Below are 19,791 nucleotides of genomic sequence, written 5' to 3' on the forward strand. Positions count from 1 at the left end.
CTTTTTCAGCCGACGAAGCAATCTTACAACGATCGCTACTAGCGTGCGCATTAAGATTGCTTCGTTCCTCGCAATGACGAGCTTTCCATGGATTCTGTCAATGATAGCCTGTCGAAGGACCTGTTTAAATACGCTTTAAAGTATTTCGACGACTTGTCCCGATTTTCATCGGGAGGCTCTCCGTAGGAGTTCTTTGGACAACATGACAGCATCTGAGCTGAAATCGCCTTTATGATACACCCTCTTCCATTCAATGGTAGCTACAGCTCTGCTGCGCTACATCCCGTCTGATCGCATTGCAAAAACTAATTTTACATGTCTGAAGGCATTTGTTTCACTCCATTCATTGTCATAGTTTAAACCGTAAGGCCAAAAATGCCCGCCTCCTGTATGTATTACACCACTAGTGCCATCAAAAATTTTGATAAGTGCAACTGTGTTTGCGCCCAAGAAATCGCCAGTACTGGTATTCGATGTCCATCCGGAGCTTAGGCCTACGCCATAGGTGTGGGCAATTTCGTGCATTGCCGTACGCACATTCTGGTAACTGGTATTTGCACCAAAACGTATGTTTCCGTTTGTACTGCCATCGGCTGTTGGCACACCTGTGTTATATTGTACGGTAAGTGTGCGGGCGGGCCAATTGGCGCCGGCATTATATCTTGCACAGGCATCATTCATAGCGCTGGTAATTCTGGCGAGTACATCAGCCGGTACCCCTGTACTGTTAAGCACCCAATTCAGTTGACCGCCTGCATTAACCGTTAACAAAGACCATTGCTGGTTTTCTCCGCCATTGTAAGCCCATTGCGCAACATTGGCACCATCAGCGATTGACTGGTTGGCAACTTCAAGGTCTTTACCACTGTTTCGGTTAATAATACGGTAATACCCGTTGCCCAAAGCGGTAAATTGCCATTGCTGGTTTGTAGCCCCCGAATAGGTAGATATATTCACATTAGCCCCATCAGCTGTTCCCGCCTGGTCTACCTGAAGTCCTTTGGCGCTATGCACACCAATAATCGAATAGTAATCACCAGGAAGCAGGGTCAGGGCCCATTTTTGATTTGTTCCACCTGTACCGCCATATTGGGAAACATTCGAGCCGTCAGCAGTCTGAAAACCACCCACATCGAGTGTTTTTCCACTTTTGCGGTTCACGATATAAAAGGTGCCATTGGTTATAGACAGTGGGGTTTCGTTTGGTGGTATTGCACTCAGTTTTGCCTTCACTGAAAGCTGATCCTTGCTGTCTGGATCCGGGAGATCGTTTTTTCTACAGCTGCCAAAAAATAAAACAAATCCGAGCATCAAAATGCCGGCTGAGGGTAAAGTAAATGGTTTTGTTTTCATAAAATTAGGTAAGAATGAATGAACAGGCATATGAACATGTTCGTTTGGTTATTTTAAAGAGGACATATGCTGCTCGTTTTAAGTGAGCCCCTCTTTTTATGGTTAATAAAAACTATTTAATCGCCTTGTTTTAAAAAGGTTATGCCTTTTAAAACGATCTGCTTTATAAGGCTTTTGGTTTATCCCGTAATCACGTGCCCATTCCTTACTGCTGCTGCCTAAACAGCGGTAACGATTAAAATAATTGTAAAGATACTTCTGGTAGTTTGCCAGATTTTTTATACTTGGTTGAAACAAATTAACTATAAAAAATGGGCTTGTAGTGAGGGGTAATCTGATATAAATTAGGGGGTAAACTCCTCGTTTCCCTGCTTTATTACAAGATGTTTAGCTAAATAGGGGAAAGCAATCTTTTTATAAGCGTCTTTTTTACGTTTATTTTGCCTGGATTTTGGAGAAATCTGCCTGTTCACTATCTCTTCAATTATGCGCTATAAATTCATAAAAACACATCCTGCAAAAAAAGAATTGTATATGTGATAAAACATACGCCTTTGGCTGTACCGGGACGCTGGCTGTACCAGGACGAGACCTGCTACTTTGACGGTCTGTCCGTCTTTTGCCTGGGCAAGGTACTGGGTTGGGAATAACCAAATATATCATTCCGGTTAATTTACAGTTAGTTACCTTAAGTCTGTGCGTATAACAATTTGACAATTTGAGACAAATCGACAAAAAGTTGAACAGATAATAATGGCGCTATTCCTTTACTTTGATTTCAATTAACCAAATAACAAACCTTACTGCAAATTTCTTCCACCAGCAACACTATGCTTTTGCAGTTTTAATGCTTTTTATGAGATACAAAATATTTGTTTCAGACGATTGATAATAAGTAATTTATCTAAACCAATAAACCAAGGAAATTATGACTAAAATGATGCTATGCTCAAATAAATACTTATCAGTTTCAGGTACATTCCGCGTATCAGAATAAAACAAATCCGTATTGATTCTATAAGAAAATGCTGAAAGATAGGCCAATTTTAGTCGCAATAGCGCTGCACACAGTTGAACATTTAGACTGCAGTATGGTGCCAATCAGATGTTATTAATGTGCTAAAATTATTGCTATTGACAATAAAACGATTTACTGATTAAGCTGACCTAAAACCATTAATTAAAATAAGAGGGTTACGCGCATCCTACACAATCTTGTGGGCCTGCAGCTTGATAAATAATGTTTTCTACAAAAGGTAACGGCTCCTTTCAGATCCGTGTTCGGAATTACAAGTTGTAATGCCGAAGGACATTGCTATGTCCATTCCTGGGAAATATTGTTACATGTTGTCAGTTTAACGGTACTACGATCCAGCTATTTCGAAAATTTATGGAATACCACAACCATTATTGGTTAGCGTTCAGCGTGGGAAAGAAATAATAAAATTCAGTGTAACCCGGCTAAATCCGGATAAAAGCAATATGTATATGAAAATTAAAAACAAGGTTAAAACCAAGCGTTGGCAGATCTGTTGGATGCTGTTCGGGTTGATTGCGCTTTCCTTAACACATTGTAAACATGATGAGTTGACGCAAGAAGTTGGTTACGATCCATCTAAGCCCGTAACCGTCAGCGATTTTTACCCTAAAGCCGGAAGTGTAGGAAACAATCTGGTGATATATGGCGAAAATTTCGGGAACGATCTTTCCAAAATAAAAGTGATGATCGGGGGAAAGCCAGCCAAAGTTGTTGGTGTAAAAAATAATGCCATTTATTGTATCATTCCCGAAAAGGCTTATGCTGGGGATATAAAAGTAAGTGTTCTTGGTGGTAACAATGAGGAATTGGCCTATGGAGCCTCAAAAGAACCACTTTCTTATACCAGAAAACTGCTCGTTTCTACCTTTTTGGGTAAATACTATCAGGTACCAAGTAATTTTGAGGAAAAGGAAGGCCCTTTTAACGATTGTGGTGGATTTAAGGGTATACTGTGGCTTACTTTCGATCCTAAAAACTATAACCACCTCTATTTCTCGGCCGATGTAAACAGTTGCCGTCTGATTGATTTTGAGAAGCAATATGTGAGTTATTTCAGAACAGATCTCGATAGGGTATCGATATTAAACTGGAGAATGGACGGAAATCAGGATATGATTGTATCCCATAACCATTCCAGCGATACCAAAAATGGCAATTATCTGTTCACCCGTGAATCTAATTTTGTTCAGAAAAAAGCAATCGAGGTTTATGCCAGGGGTGTAAACGGTACAATAGTTCATCCGCAAAACGGAGAGTTGTACTACTCACGGTACAGAGCTGGTGATATCCGCAGGTATGACTTTAATACCAAAGAAGATAAATTGGTATTCTCCAATCCTTACAGTGCAGTGGCCGTTTACATGGTGATGCACCCCTCCGGAGACTATGCCTATCTGGTCGAATTTGAAAAACATTTTATCATGCGTACCGATTACGATCGCGACAAGAAAACCTTCAAAACGCCATATACCATCTGTGGTGCAGCAGGTACGGCAGGTTATGCTGACGGAATTGGCACTAATGCACGTTTGAACAGCCCTGTACAGGGGGTATTTGTTAAAAATCCAGAATATGAAACGGCAGGAGGCGACCAGTATGATTTCTATTTCTGCGATAAGGCCAACCATGCAGTTCGCATTTTAACACCACAAGGAAGGGTAAGTACATTCGCCGGACGTGGGAACAACGGTACAAGCGGTTATGCAGATGGCGATTTACGTACCGAAGCCCGTTTCAATAACCCGCAGGCCATTGCCTATGATGATATGAAAAAATGTTTTTATATCGGTGATACCGGCAATTGGCTTATCCGCAAAATAGCTAAAGAAGAATAATTGATGAAGACCAAATATATAATGATGAGATTTATTTTACTAACGTGCATGGTGCTGATTGGTGTCTCCCTTAATGTTTTCGCACAGGAGGTAACAGTAAAGGGAACAGTAACCGACATTGGCAAACAACCCATTCCAGGGGTAAGTATATCTGTTGCCAACCTGCCCGGACTGGGGGCAATTACAGACGGTGACGGGAAATTCAGTATCAAAATGCCTCCTTACCAAACATTGGTATTTACTTATGTGGGTTACGAAAAACAGGAGGTACTGGTAAAAGAGCAGCGTGTTGTAAATGTTAGCCTGAAAGAATCAGATGCCAGTGTATTGAACGAGGTGGTAATTACCGGTACAGGCGCAGAAAAAAAGATCTCCATCACTGGGGCCATTACAACTGTAAATGTAGACCGGCTCAAATCTAATCCCTCTACATCGATGGCAGATGCGCTGGCAGGCGTGGTACCAGGTATCCAGGCCATGCAAACCTCAGGGCGCCCGGGCAGCATTTCAGAATTTTGGGTGCGCAGTATTTCTACTTTCGGAGCCAGCAATGCAGCGCTGGTATTGATTGATGGTTTTGAACGTGACATGAACGAAATCAATGTGGAAGATGTGGAATCCTTTTCTGTATTAAAAGACGCTTCAGCAACGGCTATTTATGGAAGCAGAGGTGCAAACGGTGTAATTTTAATCAAAACCAAACGGGGCAAGGAAGGCAAAGTAAATATCAATGCAAAAGTAGAAGGCTTTTATAATACACTTACCAAACTCCCTGAATTTGTGGACGGCTATGCGTATGCGTCGATGGCCAATGAGGCAAAAATTGTTAGAAATCAGGAGCCTCTCTTTTCGAGGCCAGAACTCGAAATACTGCGCCTGGGCTTAGACCCCGACCTGTTCCCCAATGTAAACTGGATGGATGTGGTGTTGCGTGATGCAGCAAAGAGCCAGCGCAGTATGATCAATTTAAGCGGAGGCGGAAAAACTGCACGTTATTATTTATCAGGAAGCTACCAGAATCAGCAGGGGATGTATAAAGTAGATGATGCGTTGAAAGACTACAATACCAACGCTAGTTTTAACAAGTATACTTATCGCTTAAGCGTTGATATGGATATCACCAAATCTACGTTGCTCACAGTAGGTGTTTCGGGTTCGTTACGGAAACAAAATGATCCCGGAGTAGGCAGTGATGCAATATGGACGGCGCTGATGGGATACAATGCAATTACCTCTCCACTTGTATATTCAGATGGGAAGATCCCAGCAAGTGATGATGGTGATACCAATCCAGACAATGATATGGACCGCTTTAATCCCTGGGTACAGGGTACCATGACCGGTTACAACGAAAGTTGGAGCAATAACATCCAAACCACATTAAATCTGAACCAGGGTCTGGATTTCATTACCAAAGGCCTCCGCTTTGTTGGCCGCTTTGGTTATGATACTTATAACAATAACTATATCAAGCGCTACAAGTTCCCTGAACTGTGGAGCGCCAACCGCTACCGCGATACCGAAGGCAACCTGGTATTTAAACGCATAAAGGAAGAACAGAAAATGACACAGACTTCTGGTTCGGACGGTGATAAACGTGAGTTTTTTGAATGGGAAACACATTATAACAATAACATAGGCGACCATAATTTCGGGGCCATGGTTAAGTATAGTCAGGCATCGAAGGTATTTACCCAGAATATCGGTTCGGATTTAAAAAACGGAATTGCACGACGGAATCAGGGATTGGCCGGACGAGCCAACTACAACTGGAAATCGCGCTATTATGTTGATTTCAATTTCGGTTATACGGGTTCTGAAAATTTCCACAAAGACTACAGATTCGGATTTTTTCCGGCCATCTCCGGAGCATGGAATATCGGGGAGGAACCTATCGTGAAAAAATTGGGATGGGTAGATATGTTTAAAGTGCGTTATTCATATGGAAAAACAGGGAACGACAACTTAGGCGATATCAGGTTTCCTTATCTCTATACTTTAGAGCAGATGGCTGCAGGAGGATACAATTTCGGTGATTTTGATTCTTCAAATCCATGGACGGGTATCCGTTATTCTTCAGTAGCGTCTCCCAATGTTACCTGGGAAATTGCGACCAAGCAAGATCTGGGAATCGATTATTCACTCTTCCATGATAAATTTAGCGGATCAGTAGATTATTTCCGCGAACGCCGTGATGGAATTTACATGAGCCGGAATTTTCTGCCCGGGTATGTAGGTTTGGAGAATAATCCTTCTGCCAACGTGGGCGAGGTAAAAGCAGCCGGATTTGATGGCAGTTTTACTTATAAACAAAAGGTAAGCAATGTAGATCTTACCTTACGCGGCAATGTTACTTATAGCAAAAATGAAATACTGGAAAGAGATGAAGAAAATACGATTTACACTTACAAGCTTCAGGAAGGCCATCGGGTAGACCAAGCCAGGGGGCTGATGGATTTAGGCCTGTTTAAAGATTATGATGATATCCGCAATAGCCCAAAACAATCTTTTGGTGAGGTAATGCCGGGCGATATTAAATACAAGGATATCAACGGCGATGGTATTATCGATGATAATGATATTGTAGCTATTGGGGCAACAACCAGACCAAATCTTACCTACGGATTCGGGCTCTCGGCGAGCTGGAAAGGTCTTGATATCAATGTGCATTTTCAGGGTGTGGGAAAGTCTACTTATTTTATTAACGGATCGTCTGTTTACATGTTCAGCTTAGGTCAGAATTGGGGAAATATCCTGAGTGATGTAGCCAGTAGCAACCGCTGGAAATTAGGTGAAAATGAAGATCCCAATGCAGATTATCCCCGGTTAACCTATGGGCCAAATGCCAATAACTATCGGGCATCTACCTTTTGGCTGAGAGATGGTTCTTACCTGCGTTTAAAGACATTGGATATTGGCTATTCGCTGCCAAAAACCTTGGTAAACAAGGCTCACCTCAATAATGTACGTTTCTTTTTTATCGGCACCAATCTGCTCACATTTACCAAATTTAAACTGTGGGATCCGGAATTAGGGAGCTCAACAGGGAAAGTTTATCCGCTTAGCAGAACAATGTCATTAGGGGTATCAGTTAATTTATAAGCAAAGAAGAATATGAAAAAAATAGTTATCGTTTTAGCTTTTGCAGGTATTATTTTAATCGCAGGCGGATGTAAAAAATATCTCGACTCTGATTACCTCTTCGATGAGCGGTTAACCACGGAAGAGGTTTTTACCAATACCGATTATGCAAACAGATGGTTGGCGCAGGCCTACTCTTTTCTGGGCAGTAATTTTATGCAGGATGTAAGCAGCAAGAAATATGTGCCCTTTAATTTTGCTGATGATATGTATTATGGTGATGAAAGCGACGGATACAAAAGATGGAAAAACGGACAATACACTGAAAATGGATTGAATGGCGAAAGCAAAGAAATTTGGAATGTAGCCTATAAAGGCATCCGTCAGGCTTCTATATTTATTAATAATATCGATATCAATAAGCAGTTTACCGCAAAAGAAATTGCAAACCTTAAGGGGCAGGCACGGTTTTTAAGAGCCTACTTTTATTGGGTATTGTTACGTACCTACGGCCCGGTGCCAATTGTACCCAATGAGGGGATTGATTACACTAAAGAGTATGATGAAATTGCACAGCCACGGAATACCTACGAAGAATGTGCTGTTTACCTCTCGAACGAACTGGTAGAAGCCGCCAAAGGACTTTCACTTCAGCAAGGGATACAACAGATAGCAAGGCCAACCCGTGGTGCAGCATTGGCGCTCCGTGCCCGGATACTTTTGTATGCCGCAAGTCCGCTGGCCAACGGCAAAGCACCTGCTGATGTAGCTGCGGCACTGGTTACCAAAGATGGGAAGCCTTTACTTTCCCGAACCTACGATGAATCCAAATGGGCCAGGGCTGCTGCCGCTGCTAAGGATGTAATGGATATGGGCCAATACCGTTTGTATGTTGCTTATAAAAAAACAACTGGCGATGCTGCTTATCCGGCAACTGTTACGCCTCCATTTGATAGTAATTTTTCTAATAGTGCCTGGCCTTCGGGCTGGAGTGATATCGATCCTTACGAGTCGTACCGCGCTTTGTTTAACGGAACAGTTCCTGCCTATCAAAATCCTGAACTGATTTTCACTCATGGCCAAAACCAGGGCGGAGAAGGCATAAATGTTTTGGTACTGCATCAGTTGCCGCGCCTGGAGGGCAAGGGCTACAATTCGCATGGCATGACCCAAAAGCAGGTTGACGCCTACGCCATGAATGATGGTAGCGATATACCAGGAATGAACGGCATGTATGCCGGCAGACAGGGTTATGAAGGCCGATATAATACCCAACCCCGCACAACAGGTTTTGTAACGCAGACGGAACTGACCAAATACCCGGAATTAGGACCTTTGGGCGTTGGCGTAAATAAACAGTTCGTTCAACGCGAACCCCGCTTTTATGCTTCAGTATCGTATAACGGTTCTACATGGAATCTCCTCAATGCAGAAAGCGTAAGAGATGAAAAAAGTAATGTTCAGATATTCTACTACCGTGGCGATCCTAATGGTTATAAAAACACGACCTACTGGCCACGTACGGGGGTGGGTATTAAAAAATATGTACACCCAGACGATATCAGCAATGTAGCTGTTACCGCTTATGATCAAAGCCGTATGAAGCAAAAAGTTGATCCTGCTATCCGTTATGCGGAAGTATTACTGATTTATGCAGAAGCCTTAAATGAGCTGAACGGATCTTACAATATTCCATCATGGGACGGAAGTAAAACACAGGTAATTTCAAGGAACATTTCTGAAATGAAAAGAGGAATCCAGCCGATCCGCATCCGTGCTGGATTAGCCGATTATCCGGGAGATGTTTATGCCGATCCAAATAGATTTCGTATAAAATTGAAAAGAGAACGCCAGGTAGAGTTATTTGCCGAAGGGCACCGCTATTTCGATCTGCGCCGTTGGACCGATGCGCAGTCGGAAGAGTCGGCCCCGGTTTATGGCTACAATGCCTATGCCACTAAAGCGCAGGCAGACCTTTTCCACAACGTGGTTGAAACGCCATCGTTACCTTCGATTTTTACGCTCAAAATGTGGTTTTGGCCAATTCATTTTGACGAATTGAAACGCAACAAATACCTGACACAAAATCCGGGCTGGACAAATCCTGAATAACAATCATAATCTGCAAAAAAATGAAGAAGTATATATATATTCTATTTTTATTGATAACAACATCGGCATGCTTTGTTTCATGTAATGATGAATGGAAGGAAGAACAATTTGTTCAAACGGCATCATTTAAATCAAATCCGACTGCCCAGGGGGTAAGTTGGAGTTATTTACGTTATAATGCCAACGGAAAGGTGAGGTTTAACCTTCCGATTATCATCAGTGGTTCTACACCAAATCTAAAAAACCGCACTATACATCTCGGTTTAGACCCTGATACGCTGGCAAAATTAAATCAGGAGCAGTATGGGCACAGGCAGGAGCTGTATTTTAAACAATTGGATAAAAAGTATTACACCATGCCCCAAACCATAGATGTACCGGCCGGGGTGAGCACGGTTACTGTACCCATCGATTTTACTTTAGGAGATCTGGATCAATCTGATAAATGGGTATTGCCGTTACAGATCTTAAACGACCCTGCTTATGATTATCAGGCCAATCCACAAAAATATTATCGTAGAGCTATGCTGCGGATCACGCCCTTCAATGATTATTCTGGAGAATATGGTGGTACTTTGTATAAAATATTTCTCGATGGGGATACTGAGCCCTTAACCCTAAATACCCACCGAACTTTTGTAGTGGATGATAAAACTATTTTTCTGTATGCCGGAATTAGGGATATTGATTACCTGGACCGCAAAAACTATAAGGTATTTATTAAGTTTACCGATCAGAATATCGATATCCAGAAGAAAAAATTAGAAATCTGGAGTGATAATACCGTAAACAATAAATTTAAAGTTGGCACAGCCCAATCTTATTATACCAGAGATGAAGCCTGGGATCCAAAACTTCCATACCTGAAACATATTTATACCACACTCTATTTATCATACGAGTTTGAAGATTACACTACAGTGCCCGGACAAAGGTTGAAATATAAGGTAGATGGTACGTTATCCATGCAGCGCGACCTGAATACATTGATACCAGATCAGGATCAACAGATTCAATGGTAGTTGGTAATTTATAGAAGTCAAGTTTTTAAAACTTGACTTCTACACACTAAACCCAGCCAGCACACGTGTGCTCCGTGTGAAATATAAGAAACCATGTATTAAGAATTAGGTCGTAGCCTTTAGTTACGGCCTTTTTTAGTTAAGAGACCAATGCTTTTCTATATCATTTAATCATAGTTTTATTGCCATATGCCTCAATAATAGCATTGAATGAACTGAAAAGGCAATTTGAAAATGCAGCCAGCGAGGGGCAAGAAATTTAAGTAAGTCCTTCGACAGGCTCAGGATGACAGCTATATAATGGAATCGTCATCCACTTCGCATTGCTTCGGTCGAGAGGACGGATTGATCGCGGTTGAAATTACGCGTAATATTCCTCTGCTCCCTGCTATTCGGCCTAGGGTATGATGGTAGGAGAAAACGTTAAAGCTTTTGCAAGCCCTTTCACCTATCACTACCCTGAGGCAGCACGCCCTACCCGATTTTTCATCGGGGGCTTGTGCTGGCGACCAAAAAAGCTTTGACGAATTTATCCGACATCAGATCCAAGCCTTGATTTTTTGTTACTTTTTCATCAAGGAAAAAGTAAGAGCCCTTCGGTGGCTAACCGAGGCAAGCCCGAGCCATAGACAAAGATCTCTCCACTGCGGTCGAAATGACGATCTTTATATTTAAGTCTGTTAGTGATAGAATAATTGAGTTTTAATGGTATTATTAAATATACGCATTTCCAAGCGGAAAATAATTCAGCTTTCAATGGCATCATTAATTATTCATTAATCTAAAGCTGTTAAAAGTGCCTGTTTGCGAACGATCTCCTTTTACCACAATACCAGCCCTGTATCCCATTCCCCAAGGTACATATTTGGCTGCTAAAAAATCTATACGATAAAAACTAAGCCATTCTGCTCCTTGTTTTTTATGGAAAAATTCTATCTGTTTCCCATCATTGCTGATCTGCATTTTTAATTGCACTGGGCCAGCTAAATTTTCTTTTGATGTTTTAAGAATCTTATATGCGCCTTCAAAATTATCAAAAACAGCAAAGCCCTCTTTCGAGACTGTAATGCCTATTCCACCGAGTTCACCAGGCCACTTGCTTTTAAAAATGGCACCGCCCAGGCAAATGCCTGTTTTTGCTGCATCGGGCTTTATTTCGGCACTGATGCTAAAATTTACAGTCTTAATGTACTGGCCCAGAAAGGTGCCAAGTGCATGGTTTTCATCAGATGCTGCTAATTTTAACCCTTTATCAAAAGACATCGATGGCCTCGTTGATTTAGAAGGCCATTGCCAGGCAAGATCAAGTTTTTGATCATTTTCAAAATTGTCGACAAAATTAAGGTCGGCCTTTGGCCGGTTGGGGAGGGTTGCATTATGTAATACAGGCCAGCCATCAGCACCAACAATTAATTCTTCTATAATGCCCTCTCTACCTACAAAAACATCATAACTTTTGTTAAATGCGTGGTATAGCATAAATAGCCTGTTGTTTGCGGTTTTTACCACTGTGCCATGGCCGGGGCAATTCCACTTGTCGTTACTTACCATTATCGGGTTGTTGCTGTATTTCTCCCACACACCGCTGTTCAGGTCTTTCGTTCTGGCAATTCCTGTTTTGTAATTGCATTTTGCATCACAGCAGCCACCAACAGAATATAGGCTGTACACATATTCTCCTAAGGTAAAAAAACAGGCGCCTTCAACCAATCCGGTTTCCCATGGCTGGCTATTGGTGAATACTTTGCTCTTTTGCCCGAGCAATTTTGTCCGGCTATCGTTAATTTCCTGTTTCCAGATCCAGCTTTCTTTGCCACAGCCATTACCGTCATTTTTCCAGAAAGCATAAACTTTGCCATTGTGCTGTAATTCAAACGCATCTATTGCGCCACAATCATCTTCAATAATAACAGGGCCATTGTCGGTAAATTTACCGCTTTCAATTTTATCTGCATCGATCCAGGCTGTGCCGCATTGCAAACCCGGATTACCTTTTGTTTCCTTGTTGTGGGCTGTATAATAGGCATAAATCCGGTTCTGTTTTTGATCATAAACCAGTTCCGATGCCCAAAAGTTATTTTCGCCCCATTGGTTTTTCATATCCTTAAATCCATCAGGAAAAACATGGTTGATCAGTTTCCAGTTTTTAAGGTCGGTTGATTTATATATGGTGAAATAAGGAGCCCACTCGTTTGTAGTAGAAGTGGCGTAATACACGTTGCCAACCCTGATAATAGAAGGATCCGGATTATCGCCCGGTAGGGCAGGGTTTAGCAACAGGTGCGCAGCGCCATCAGTGTTGGGATTTTCGGTCTGTGTTTTTTTTAATCCACAGGAAACCAGGCAAAAGCTCATCAGTAAATAAACCAGGCAAGTGCCCAAATGTTGTATTGTTAAGTTATAGGACTTTTTTACAGCTATTTTATTTGTTTTTTCTGCTGGTTGAACACCAATTGCATATTTTTTAAAAAATGTAGATAATCGAAAAGTGATCATGTATTTCAAGGTATAAATTGTCTTTTTGATATTTGGTTATTTTTCCGAAAATAAACAATTATACATAGGGAGAAAGGGAAGCCAAAGTTGGAGCACCGCGCATAAATGAATGTTTTATTACCAATCCTTGTGGTACAATCTACTCTTTTTTACTCCATTTTTCCGTTATTTTGTATATTTAAATTATTGATTTTTAATGTTTTAACTTGTTTTTATTCGTTTACTTATGTTTTTTGTAAACAAGTTTTTAATCTGGCGATTCTTCTTTCCTTTCAGTTTTTGATCAGGTAAAATGAGACAAATCAACAATAAATTGAACATATTTTACAAGGTTCATTGGCTTACTTTGGCATGATAACCAATTATAAACCCGTAAATCAAATCATATTGTAAATGCTATAACTACCGGCAAGCGGATATCAATGAAGCGCTTCTACTTACGTGGTTTTTGTTCTTTATGCATCCGCAAAAGTAATTGTAAACGTAAATCTTTAAACACATAAAATAACTATAAATTAAATTCAATGAAAAACTACAGGTTAATTTACATGCTAATATTGGGCATTTTTGCCGTAAACCTAACTTATGCTCAAAATATACTCAGCAAAAGCGAAAAAAAGGAAGGGTTTAAATTGCTATGGAACGGCAGGGATGCAAGCGGTTGGCGTGCGATATTTAAAGCACAGTTCCCTGCCAAAGGTTGGGAGATGAAAGATGGAATTTTAACGGTATTGGCATCCAATGGAAAAGAGCAAGGTTCGGGCGGCGATATTGTAACTAGAGATGAGTATTCGGCCTTTATATTAAAATTCGATTTCAAACTTACTGTAGGTGCTAACAGTGGCATAAAATATTTTGTAACTGAAGAAGAAAAAACCAATCTGTCTGGCATCGGTCTTGAGTTTCAGGTACTGGATGATGAAAAACATCCAGATGCGAAACTGGGCAAAAACGGTAACCGAAAGCTTGCCTCTTTATATGATCTTATTCCATCAAACAAGCCTGCTTCTGTAATTAGAGCAATTGGCGAATGGAATAGTGGTGAGGTTCGTGTTTACCCGAACAACCATGTAGAACATTGGTTAAACGGCGTAAAAGTAGTGGAATACGAGCGCGGATCGGAAGATTTTAAAAAACTGGTGGCTGGAAGCAAATACAAAACATGGAAAAACTTTGGAGAAGCTAAAAAGGGACATATCCTGATCCAGGATCACGGCAACAATGTTTCGTACAGAAACATTAAAATCAAAATACTTAAATAATGAGCATGATGGAAGAATCGAGAAGAGACTTTATAAAAAAGGCAGCAATTGCTGCAGCGGGAACTTATGTGGGTGCTTTCGGAATGTCGGCCAAAAGTTACGCGAATATTATTGGTGCGAATGATCGGGTTAGGGTTGGTGTGGTTGGTTTTTCCGATCGATTTAAAGATACGCTGTTTCCATGCTTTTTGAACCATAATAAGGAACTTAATTTTGATATTGTTGCCCTTTCCGACCTATGGAATTACCGCCGAGATTTAGGTGCTGAACACATTAAAAGCAAAATTGGCCATGGCATTACTGCCTGTAAAAACAACGACGAACTTTATGCATTGAAAGATCTTGATGCCGTAATCATCAGTACACCAGATTTTGCACATGCCTTGCACGCCATAGAGGCTGTTAAAAACAAAAAAGATGTGTATTGCGAAAAACCTTTTGCCGAAACCATGGATGATGCCAATGCTGCATTGAAAGCTGTAAGGTCTTCGAAACAGATTCTGCAGATTGGTTCGCAACGCCGAAGTGGACAAAATTATCAGGCTGCTGCCGATTTTATCAAAGCGGGTAAATTTGGAGATCTTACCATGGTAGAATTGAGCTGGAATGTAAATCAGCCTGGCCGCTGGCGCCGGCCCGATTTAGTAGCAAAACTGAAAGAGCAGGATACCGATTGGAAACGCTTTTTGTTAAATCGGCCATACGAAGCCTTTGATCCCAGAATATACCTCGAATACCGCCTTTTCTGGCCATATTCTTCTGGTATGCCCGGACAGTGGATGAGCCACCAGATTGATACGGTGCATTGGTTTACCGGGCTCTCTCACCCACGCAGTGTTACTGCAAACGGTGGGATTTATCAATGGAAAGATGGTCGCCGTAATTGGGATACCACTACAGCTGTTTTTGATTATGGCCCGCTAGATGATATGACTAAAGGTTTCCAAGTGGTATTTACTTCCAGGATGCATAACGGTGATGAAAGGCCGGCAGAAATCTACTATTCGAATGGGGGAGAATTAAATCTTATTACCAATACCATATCGCCTCATGGAGGTTTAACGGCAAAAGCTGCGGCTGCGATGAAAATGAAGCCGAACCTATTGCCCGAAATTAAACTTGCTGCGCCATCAGCTGCAGCAGCATCGGCCAATACAGGTGCCGACATATTAAGTTCTAACCATATGCGCAACTGGCTGGAGTGCATCCGAAGTAGAAAAGAGCCTAATGCGCCCGTTGAGGCAGGTTATCAGCATTCCATCGCCAATATCATGACCAATGCCGCGGTACGTACCGGTGGAAAAGCAAGCTTTGATGCCACTCGTCAGCAGGTTATGGTAGAGGGAAAAGTATTCAAATATTAACCGCTTTCAATCGATAAGAGATGGCCGGATTAAATCTGGTCATCTTTGATTTTGCTTAAATTTCTTCACCCTTCGTGTCCTTACTGAGCGAATTCATATATTCCTGGGGCGTCACTTTAAAATACCTTAAAAAATTTTTATTGAACAGGCTCTGAGAGCTGTAACCCACCATTTTCGCAATCTCAAAAAAGCTGAATTCGTTCTGAGCAATCAGCTTGGTGGCCTTTTTTAAGCGGGTAACATCAATCAGTTCTTTTGGTGATAGGGCAGAAATCGCTTTTATCTTCCGGTAAAGGGTAGGGCGGCTCATGTGCATGTGCTCGGCAAGCTGATCGATATCCAGATAGGGATCCTGAATGTTTTTACGCACATATTCGTCCAGTCTTTTCAAAAATGCTTCTTCAATTTTTGAGTTTGCCACTACGCGCACATCTTCGAAAGGCGCACTTGCAAAATGGGCTTTAATTTTTAAGCGGTTCTGGAGCAGGTTGGCCACCTGCACACGTAACAGCTGCGGCGAAAATGGCTTTTTGATATAAAGATCTGCGCCCACTTCCAGCCCTTCAATGTGCGCCTTATACGTGTTTTTAGAAGTCAATAATATAATGGGGATGTGGCAATATTCTACGTTTGATTTGATCAGTCTGCAAAGTTCAAAACCATCAATCCCGGGCATCATAATATCGGAAATAATAAGATCTACGATTTCTTTATCCAGAATTTCCTGCGCAACTTCTCCGTTAATTGCCAAATGCAATTTATAAGTGTTTCCGAATACCTGCGTTAAAAACTCAAGAATATCTTCATTATCATCAATAATTAAAATACTGTCAGTCATGTTTATTTTATCTTTTTCCAACTACTCAATTTAAATTCAAATTTTTGATGTATAGGCAAAATTAGTTCAAAAACCACTTTATCAGCATCACCTTCTAACAACGTGAGCGAGCCGTTATGCAGTTCGGCCAACGATTTTGCCAGCGAAAGCCCAATGCCTGTACCAGGTTTATCTTTACCATATAACCTGAAAAACGGTTCGAAAATCTGCGCACGGTATTGCTGGGGAATGCCTTTCCCATCATTGGCGAAAGTAACGTTAAAACGGCCTGCTGTTTCACCTGAAGTATAGAGCCGAACAATTGCTTTGCTTGTTCCATATTTAATCGCATTCGAGATTAAATTGTTAAAAATCTTTATCAATGCCTCTCTATCGGCAAATGCAATGATGTGCGTTTTGGGCAGTTCAAGATCAAGTGAGATATTGCTTTTTTGAGCCTCCTGCTCAAAAGCATTCACCTGTTCTTTTAACAGGTTATTGATATCGGTATTTACAAAATTTAAGCCGAACTGGTGCATTTCTGTCTTACGGAAATCAAGCAGTTGATTGGTCAGTTTGGCCAGGCGGTTCGCATTTTTTTCGACCATGAGCAAACTGCTTTTTATGGGCTGCTCCTTCGTCTCTTCCAGCATCATTTCAACAGGACCTAAAATCAAGGTCAGCGGTGTTTGTATCTCATGCGCAATATTGGTGAAAAATTCGATCTTGGCCTGGTAAATCTCCTTTTCCTTTTCGTGTTCGAATAACTGTAATTTATTGAGGTTTTTGCGCTCAATATAACGGTGATAATAGCGTATAGCCAGAAAAAGGCCGGTTGCTATCATCAACAGGTAGCAAATGTACGCCGTAATACTTTTCCAAAATGGTGGAAGGATTTTAATAAAAAGGCGGCGCTCTTTTCCAGTCCAGCTCTCTACATTACTTTTTGCCCTTACCAGAAAAGTGTAACTGCCTGGAGACAAATCTGTAAAATAAGCTTTTCTATTGTTATTCAGGTAGGTGGTGGCCTGATCTACACCTTTCATTACATACTCATACCTGGTCACTTCGGGCGAGGAGTAGTTGAGTGCCGCAAATTCGATACTGAAATTGTTCTGGTTGTAGGCAAGTACAATCGTATCGGTATAGGAAATTGATTTGCTAAGCGGACTATTTTCAATATTTGGAAGGACTTCCTTATTGTTGATCTGGAAACCCGTGATAAAAGTAGGCGGTGCGATATCTTTTTGCTCAAAATCTTTTGGGTTAAAAGAAATCATTCCCCTTACCGATCCGAAATACATTCTGCCATTTGGATCTTTATAAGCTGAACTGAAGTTAAACTGATCGGTAATTAGACCATTTGATTTGGTGTAGATTTTAAACTTTTCGGTCTGCATATCAAAACAGATCAGGCCTTTAAGAGAGCTTATCCACAAATGTTTTGAACTGTCTTCGAGCACACGGAACAGAATATTGGTAGGCAGACCATTTTCGGTGGTGAATTTTTTCAAAACTTTCCTGTCCGGACTAAGCCTGATCAGTCCACCGCCTTCGGTAGTAAACCACATGGCATGGTTGCTATCTTCAATAATGCCACATACCGGAAATTCGTGAACGCTCTTATTGCTAAGCTTGTCGCCAAAGGTGATATTGCCATGTTTACCGGTTTTAGGGTGGTAATAAAACGCTCCCCTCGATACGCTACCAGTCCAAATATTACCAAACCTATCTTCCCAAATGTCGTAAACATAAGAATTTACTGGGATTTGTGTAATCCGTTTAAATGTTCTTTTCTTTTGATTAAAAACAAATAGGCCCGACCCCATATTGTATCCGGTACCCACATAAATTGTACTGTCTTTAGCAAGGTGTATAGAAAGCACAAAATCGCTGGTCTCTTCGTTTTCTTCGCCAATGGTTTTAAAACGGTCTATGACTTTTCCCTTGTTAATATCCATAATTTCCATCCCGTGTAAAAATGGGCCCACCAGCAGTTGATTGCCCAAAGCAAGTAAACCATGAATGTTGGGGTAGGATAAATTGCCTGCTTTACCATTGGCGGTGTAATTGGTAAATATTCCGGTTTTTGGATTGAATTTGTTCACGCCGGCATCTTCAGTACCAATCCACAAATTGCCTTTGTTATCGGGACAGATTTCCCTTACCGCATTTCCTGAAATGGAATTGGTGCCCAATAATGGATAATATTTTTTAAACCGTGCATTGTTTTTCGAGAAATAACTCAGTCCACCAAAATAAGTACCTGCCCACATGCCACCCTCGTTATCTTTACAAACCGTATAAACGGCATTATCTGGAATAGAATAAGGGTCGCCGGGCCGTTTGCGCAAGTTGATGTTGGCATGGGTTGCTAAATTGTAGATATAAATGCCCGATTCGGTGGCAATCCAATATTCGTGGTTTTCACCCGCAGTAATATCACGTACATAAATATCGGTATTATCACTGTTTTTAAGAATCAATGATTTAATCGCACCAGTTTTGGTATTATAGCTTTTTAAGCCCTTTTTAAAGCACCCTACCAATATGTTATTATTCCCCGTTGGAAATACTTTACTGATTGACCGCAGGTTTACAGGTACATTTTGGCCGATTATTTTTACACTGGTTTTAGAACCATCCTGAGGATTGTAGGTTATCAGTTCTCCATCATCATTACCTATTACAATGTTCCTGTGCTCATCAATGGCTATGCAGGCTGCACTTATTTTAAGGTCTATTACCCTGTTATCTTTCTGCACGTATTTAAAAAGCACTCTGTTTGCTAAAAAGAAAAGGTTGTTTTGATGATCTACTAAAATGGAATTGATGTATTTTTTCAAGCCAGGTGCAAGTGGGGTAAATACTTCTTTAACGGGGTCATATTTAAAAATCCCGCGACCTGTACCCACCCATAACATGCCATTTTTATCTTCTGCAAGGCTAACAATAATGTTGTTGCCGATGTTTCCGAATCTGCTTTTTTCGTTTTTAAAAGTTTTAAACGTATAACCGTCAAAACGGTTTAAACCACCTCTGGTTCCCACCCAGATCATGCCTTTTTGATCCTGTATAACCGTATTTACCGAATTATGCGCCAACCCATCATCTGCCTGGTATTGCTTAAAATAATAAGATTGTCCCTCGCAGGTAGAAACTGCAAAAAACGTACTCCATAGCAAGAAAAATAATACAAACCGCATATTCAAGTTAATATCAAATATATATAAATCGGATTGTTGTGTAATCTATGTTTTAGCACCTTATGATCAGGTTTTAAACAGTAGTTTTGTTGTAGTCTGATTATCAGTTGTTTGTCTGGCTTTTGGGAAATGATTTGAGACATATCGACAAAAAGATGAACAAATTTTACGGGCATCATTCCTTTACTTTGATTTGAAATTAAC

10 protein-coding genes are annotated in these 19,791 nt (G+C 41.0%); 6 read left to right on the plus strand and 4 right to left on the minus strand.

The features are described from left to right. Positions 1–276: 276 nt before the first annotated feature. Complete coding sequence (locus LQ201_RS23970) at positions 277–1,353, minus strand: RICIN domain-containing protein (RefSeq protein WP_230146191.1); 1,077 nt, start codon at positions 1,351–1,353, stop codon at positions 277–279. A gap of 1,488 nt (positions 1,354–2,841) precedes the next feature. On the opposite strand from LQ201_RS23970, the gene LQ201_RS23975 reads away from it, so the two are divergent. The 4 genes from LQ201_RS23975 to LQ201_RS23990 are packed head-to-tail and all read left to right on the plus strand — an operon-like array spanning position 2,842 to position 10,442. After that, entirely contained in the window at positions 2,842–4,227 is a 1,386-nt protein-coding gene (locus LQ201_RS23975) for an IPT/TIG domain-containing protein (protein WP_230146192.1), read from the plus strand. A gap of 24 nt (positions 4,228–4,251) precedes the next feature. After that, positions 4,252–7,329: a TonB-dependent receptor gene (locus LQ201_RS23980; protein ID WP_230146705.1), complete on the plus strand. Its 3,078-nt coding sequence runs from the start codon at positions 4,252–4,254 to the stop codon at positions 7,327–7,329. 12 nt (positions 7,330–7,341) lie between these two features. Next, a complete protein-coding gene (locus LQ201_RS23985; RefSeq protein WP_230146194.1) occupies positions 7,342–9,420 on the plus strand; it encodes a RagB/SusD family nutrient uptake outer membrane protein in 2,079 nt (692 codons plus the stop codon). A gap of 20 nt (positions 9,421–9,440) precedes the next feature. Next, entirely contained in the window at positions 9,441–10,442 is a 1,002-nt protein-coding gene (locus LQ201_RS23990; protein WP_230146195.1) for a DUF4973 domain-containing protein, read from the plus strand. 765 nt (positions 10,443–11,207) lie between these two features. Here the strand turns inward: LQ201_RS23990 and LQ201_RS23995 are convergent. After that, positions 11,208–12,938, minus strand: a complete 1,731-nt coding sequence (locus LQ201_RS23995) for a glycoside hydrolase family 43 protein (protein ID WP_230146196.1) — start codon at positions 12,936–12,938, stop codon at positions 11,208–11,210. Positions 12,939–13,462: 524 nt separating this feature from the next. On the opposite strand from LQ201_RS23995, the gene LQ201_RS24000 reads away from it, so the two are divergent. Together LQ201_RS24000 and LQ201_RS24005 are read left to right on the plus strand one after the other, a co-directional pair. Then, positions 13,463–14,200 (plus strand): DUF1080 domain-containing protein, encoded by a 738-nt coding sequence (locus LQ201_RS24000; protein WP_230146197.1) that lies wholly within the window; start codon positions 13,463–13,465, stop codon positions 14,198–14,200. An 8-nt stretch (positions 14,201–14,208) separates the two neighbouring features. Beyond that, complete coding sequence (locus LQ201_RS24005; RefSeq protein WP_230146251.1) at positions 14,209–15,564, plus strand: Gfo/Idh/MocA family protein; 1,356 nt, start codon at positions 14,209–14,211, stop codon at positions 15,562–15,564. A gap of 55 nt (positions 15,565–15,619) precedes the next feature. On the opposite strand, the gene LQ201_RS24010 is transcribed toward LQ201_RS24005, so the two are convergent. Together LQ201_RS24010 and LQ201_RS24015 are read right to left on the minus strand one after the other, a co-directional pair. Continuing rightward, the gene (locus LQ201_RS24010; protein WP_230146198.1) at positions 15,620–16,402 is read right to left on the minus strand and encodes a DNA-binding response regulator; all 783 of its coding nucleotides are present in this window, start codon (positions 16,400–16,402) and stop codon (positions 15,620–15,622) included. A gap of 2 nt (positions 16,403–16,404) precedes the next feature. Continuing rightward, entirely contained in the window at positions 16,405–19,587 is a 3,183-nt protein-coding gene (locus tag LQ201_RS24015; RefSeq protein ID WP_230146199.1) for a two-component regulator propeller domain-containing protein, read from the minus strand. Positions 19,588–19,791 lie beyond the last annotated feature (204 nt).

The sequence above is a fragment of the Pedobacter sp. Bi126 genome, assembly GCF_918698245.1.
GTDB lineage: Bacteria > Bacteroidota > Bacteroidia > Sphingobacteriales > Sphingobacteriaceae > Pedobacter.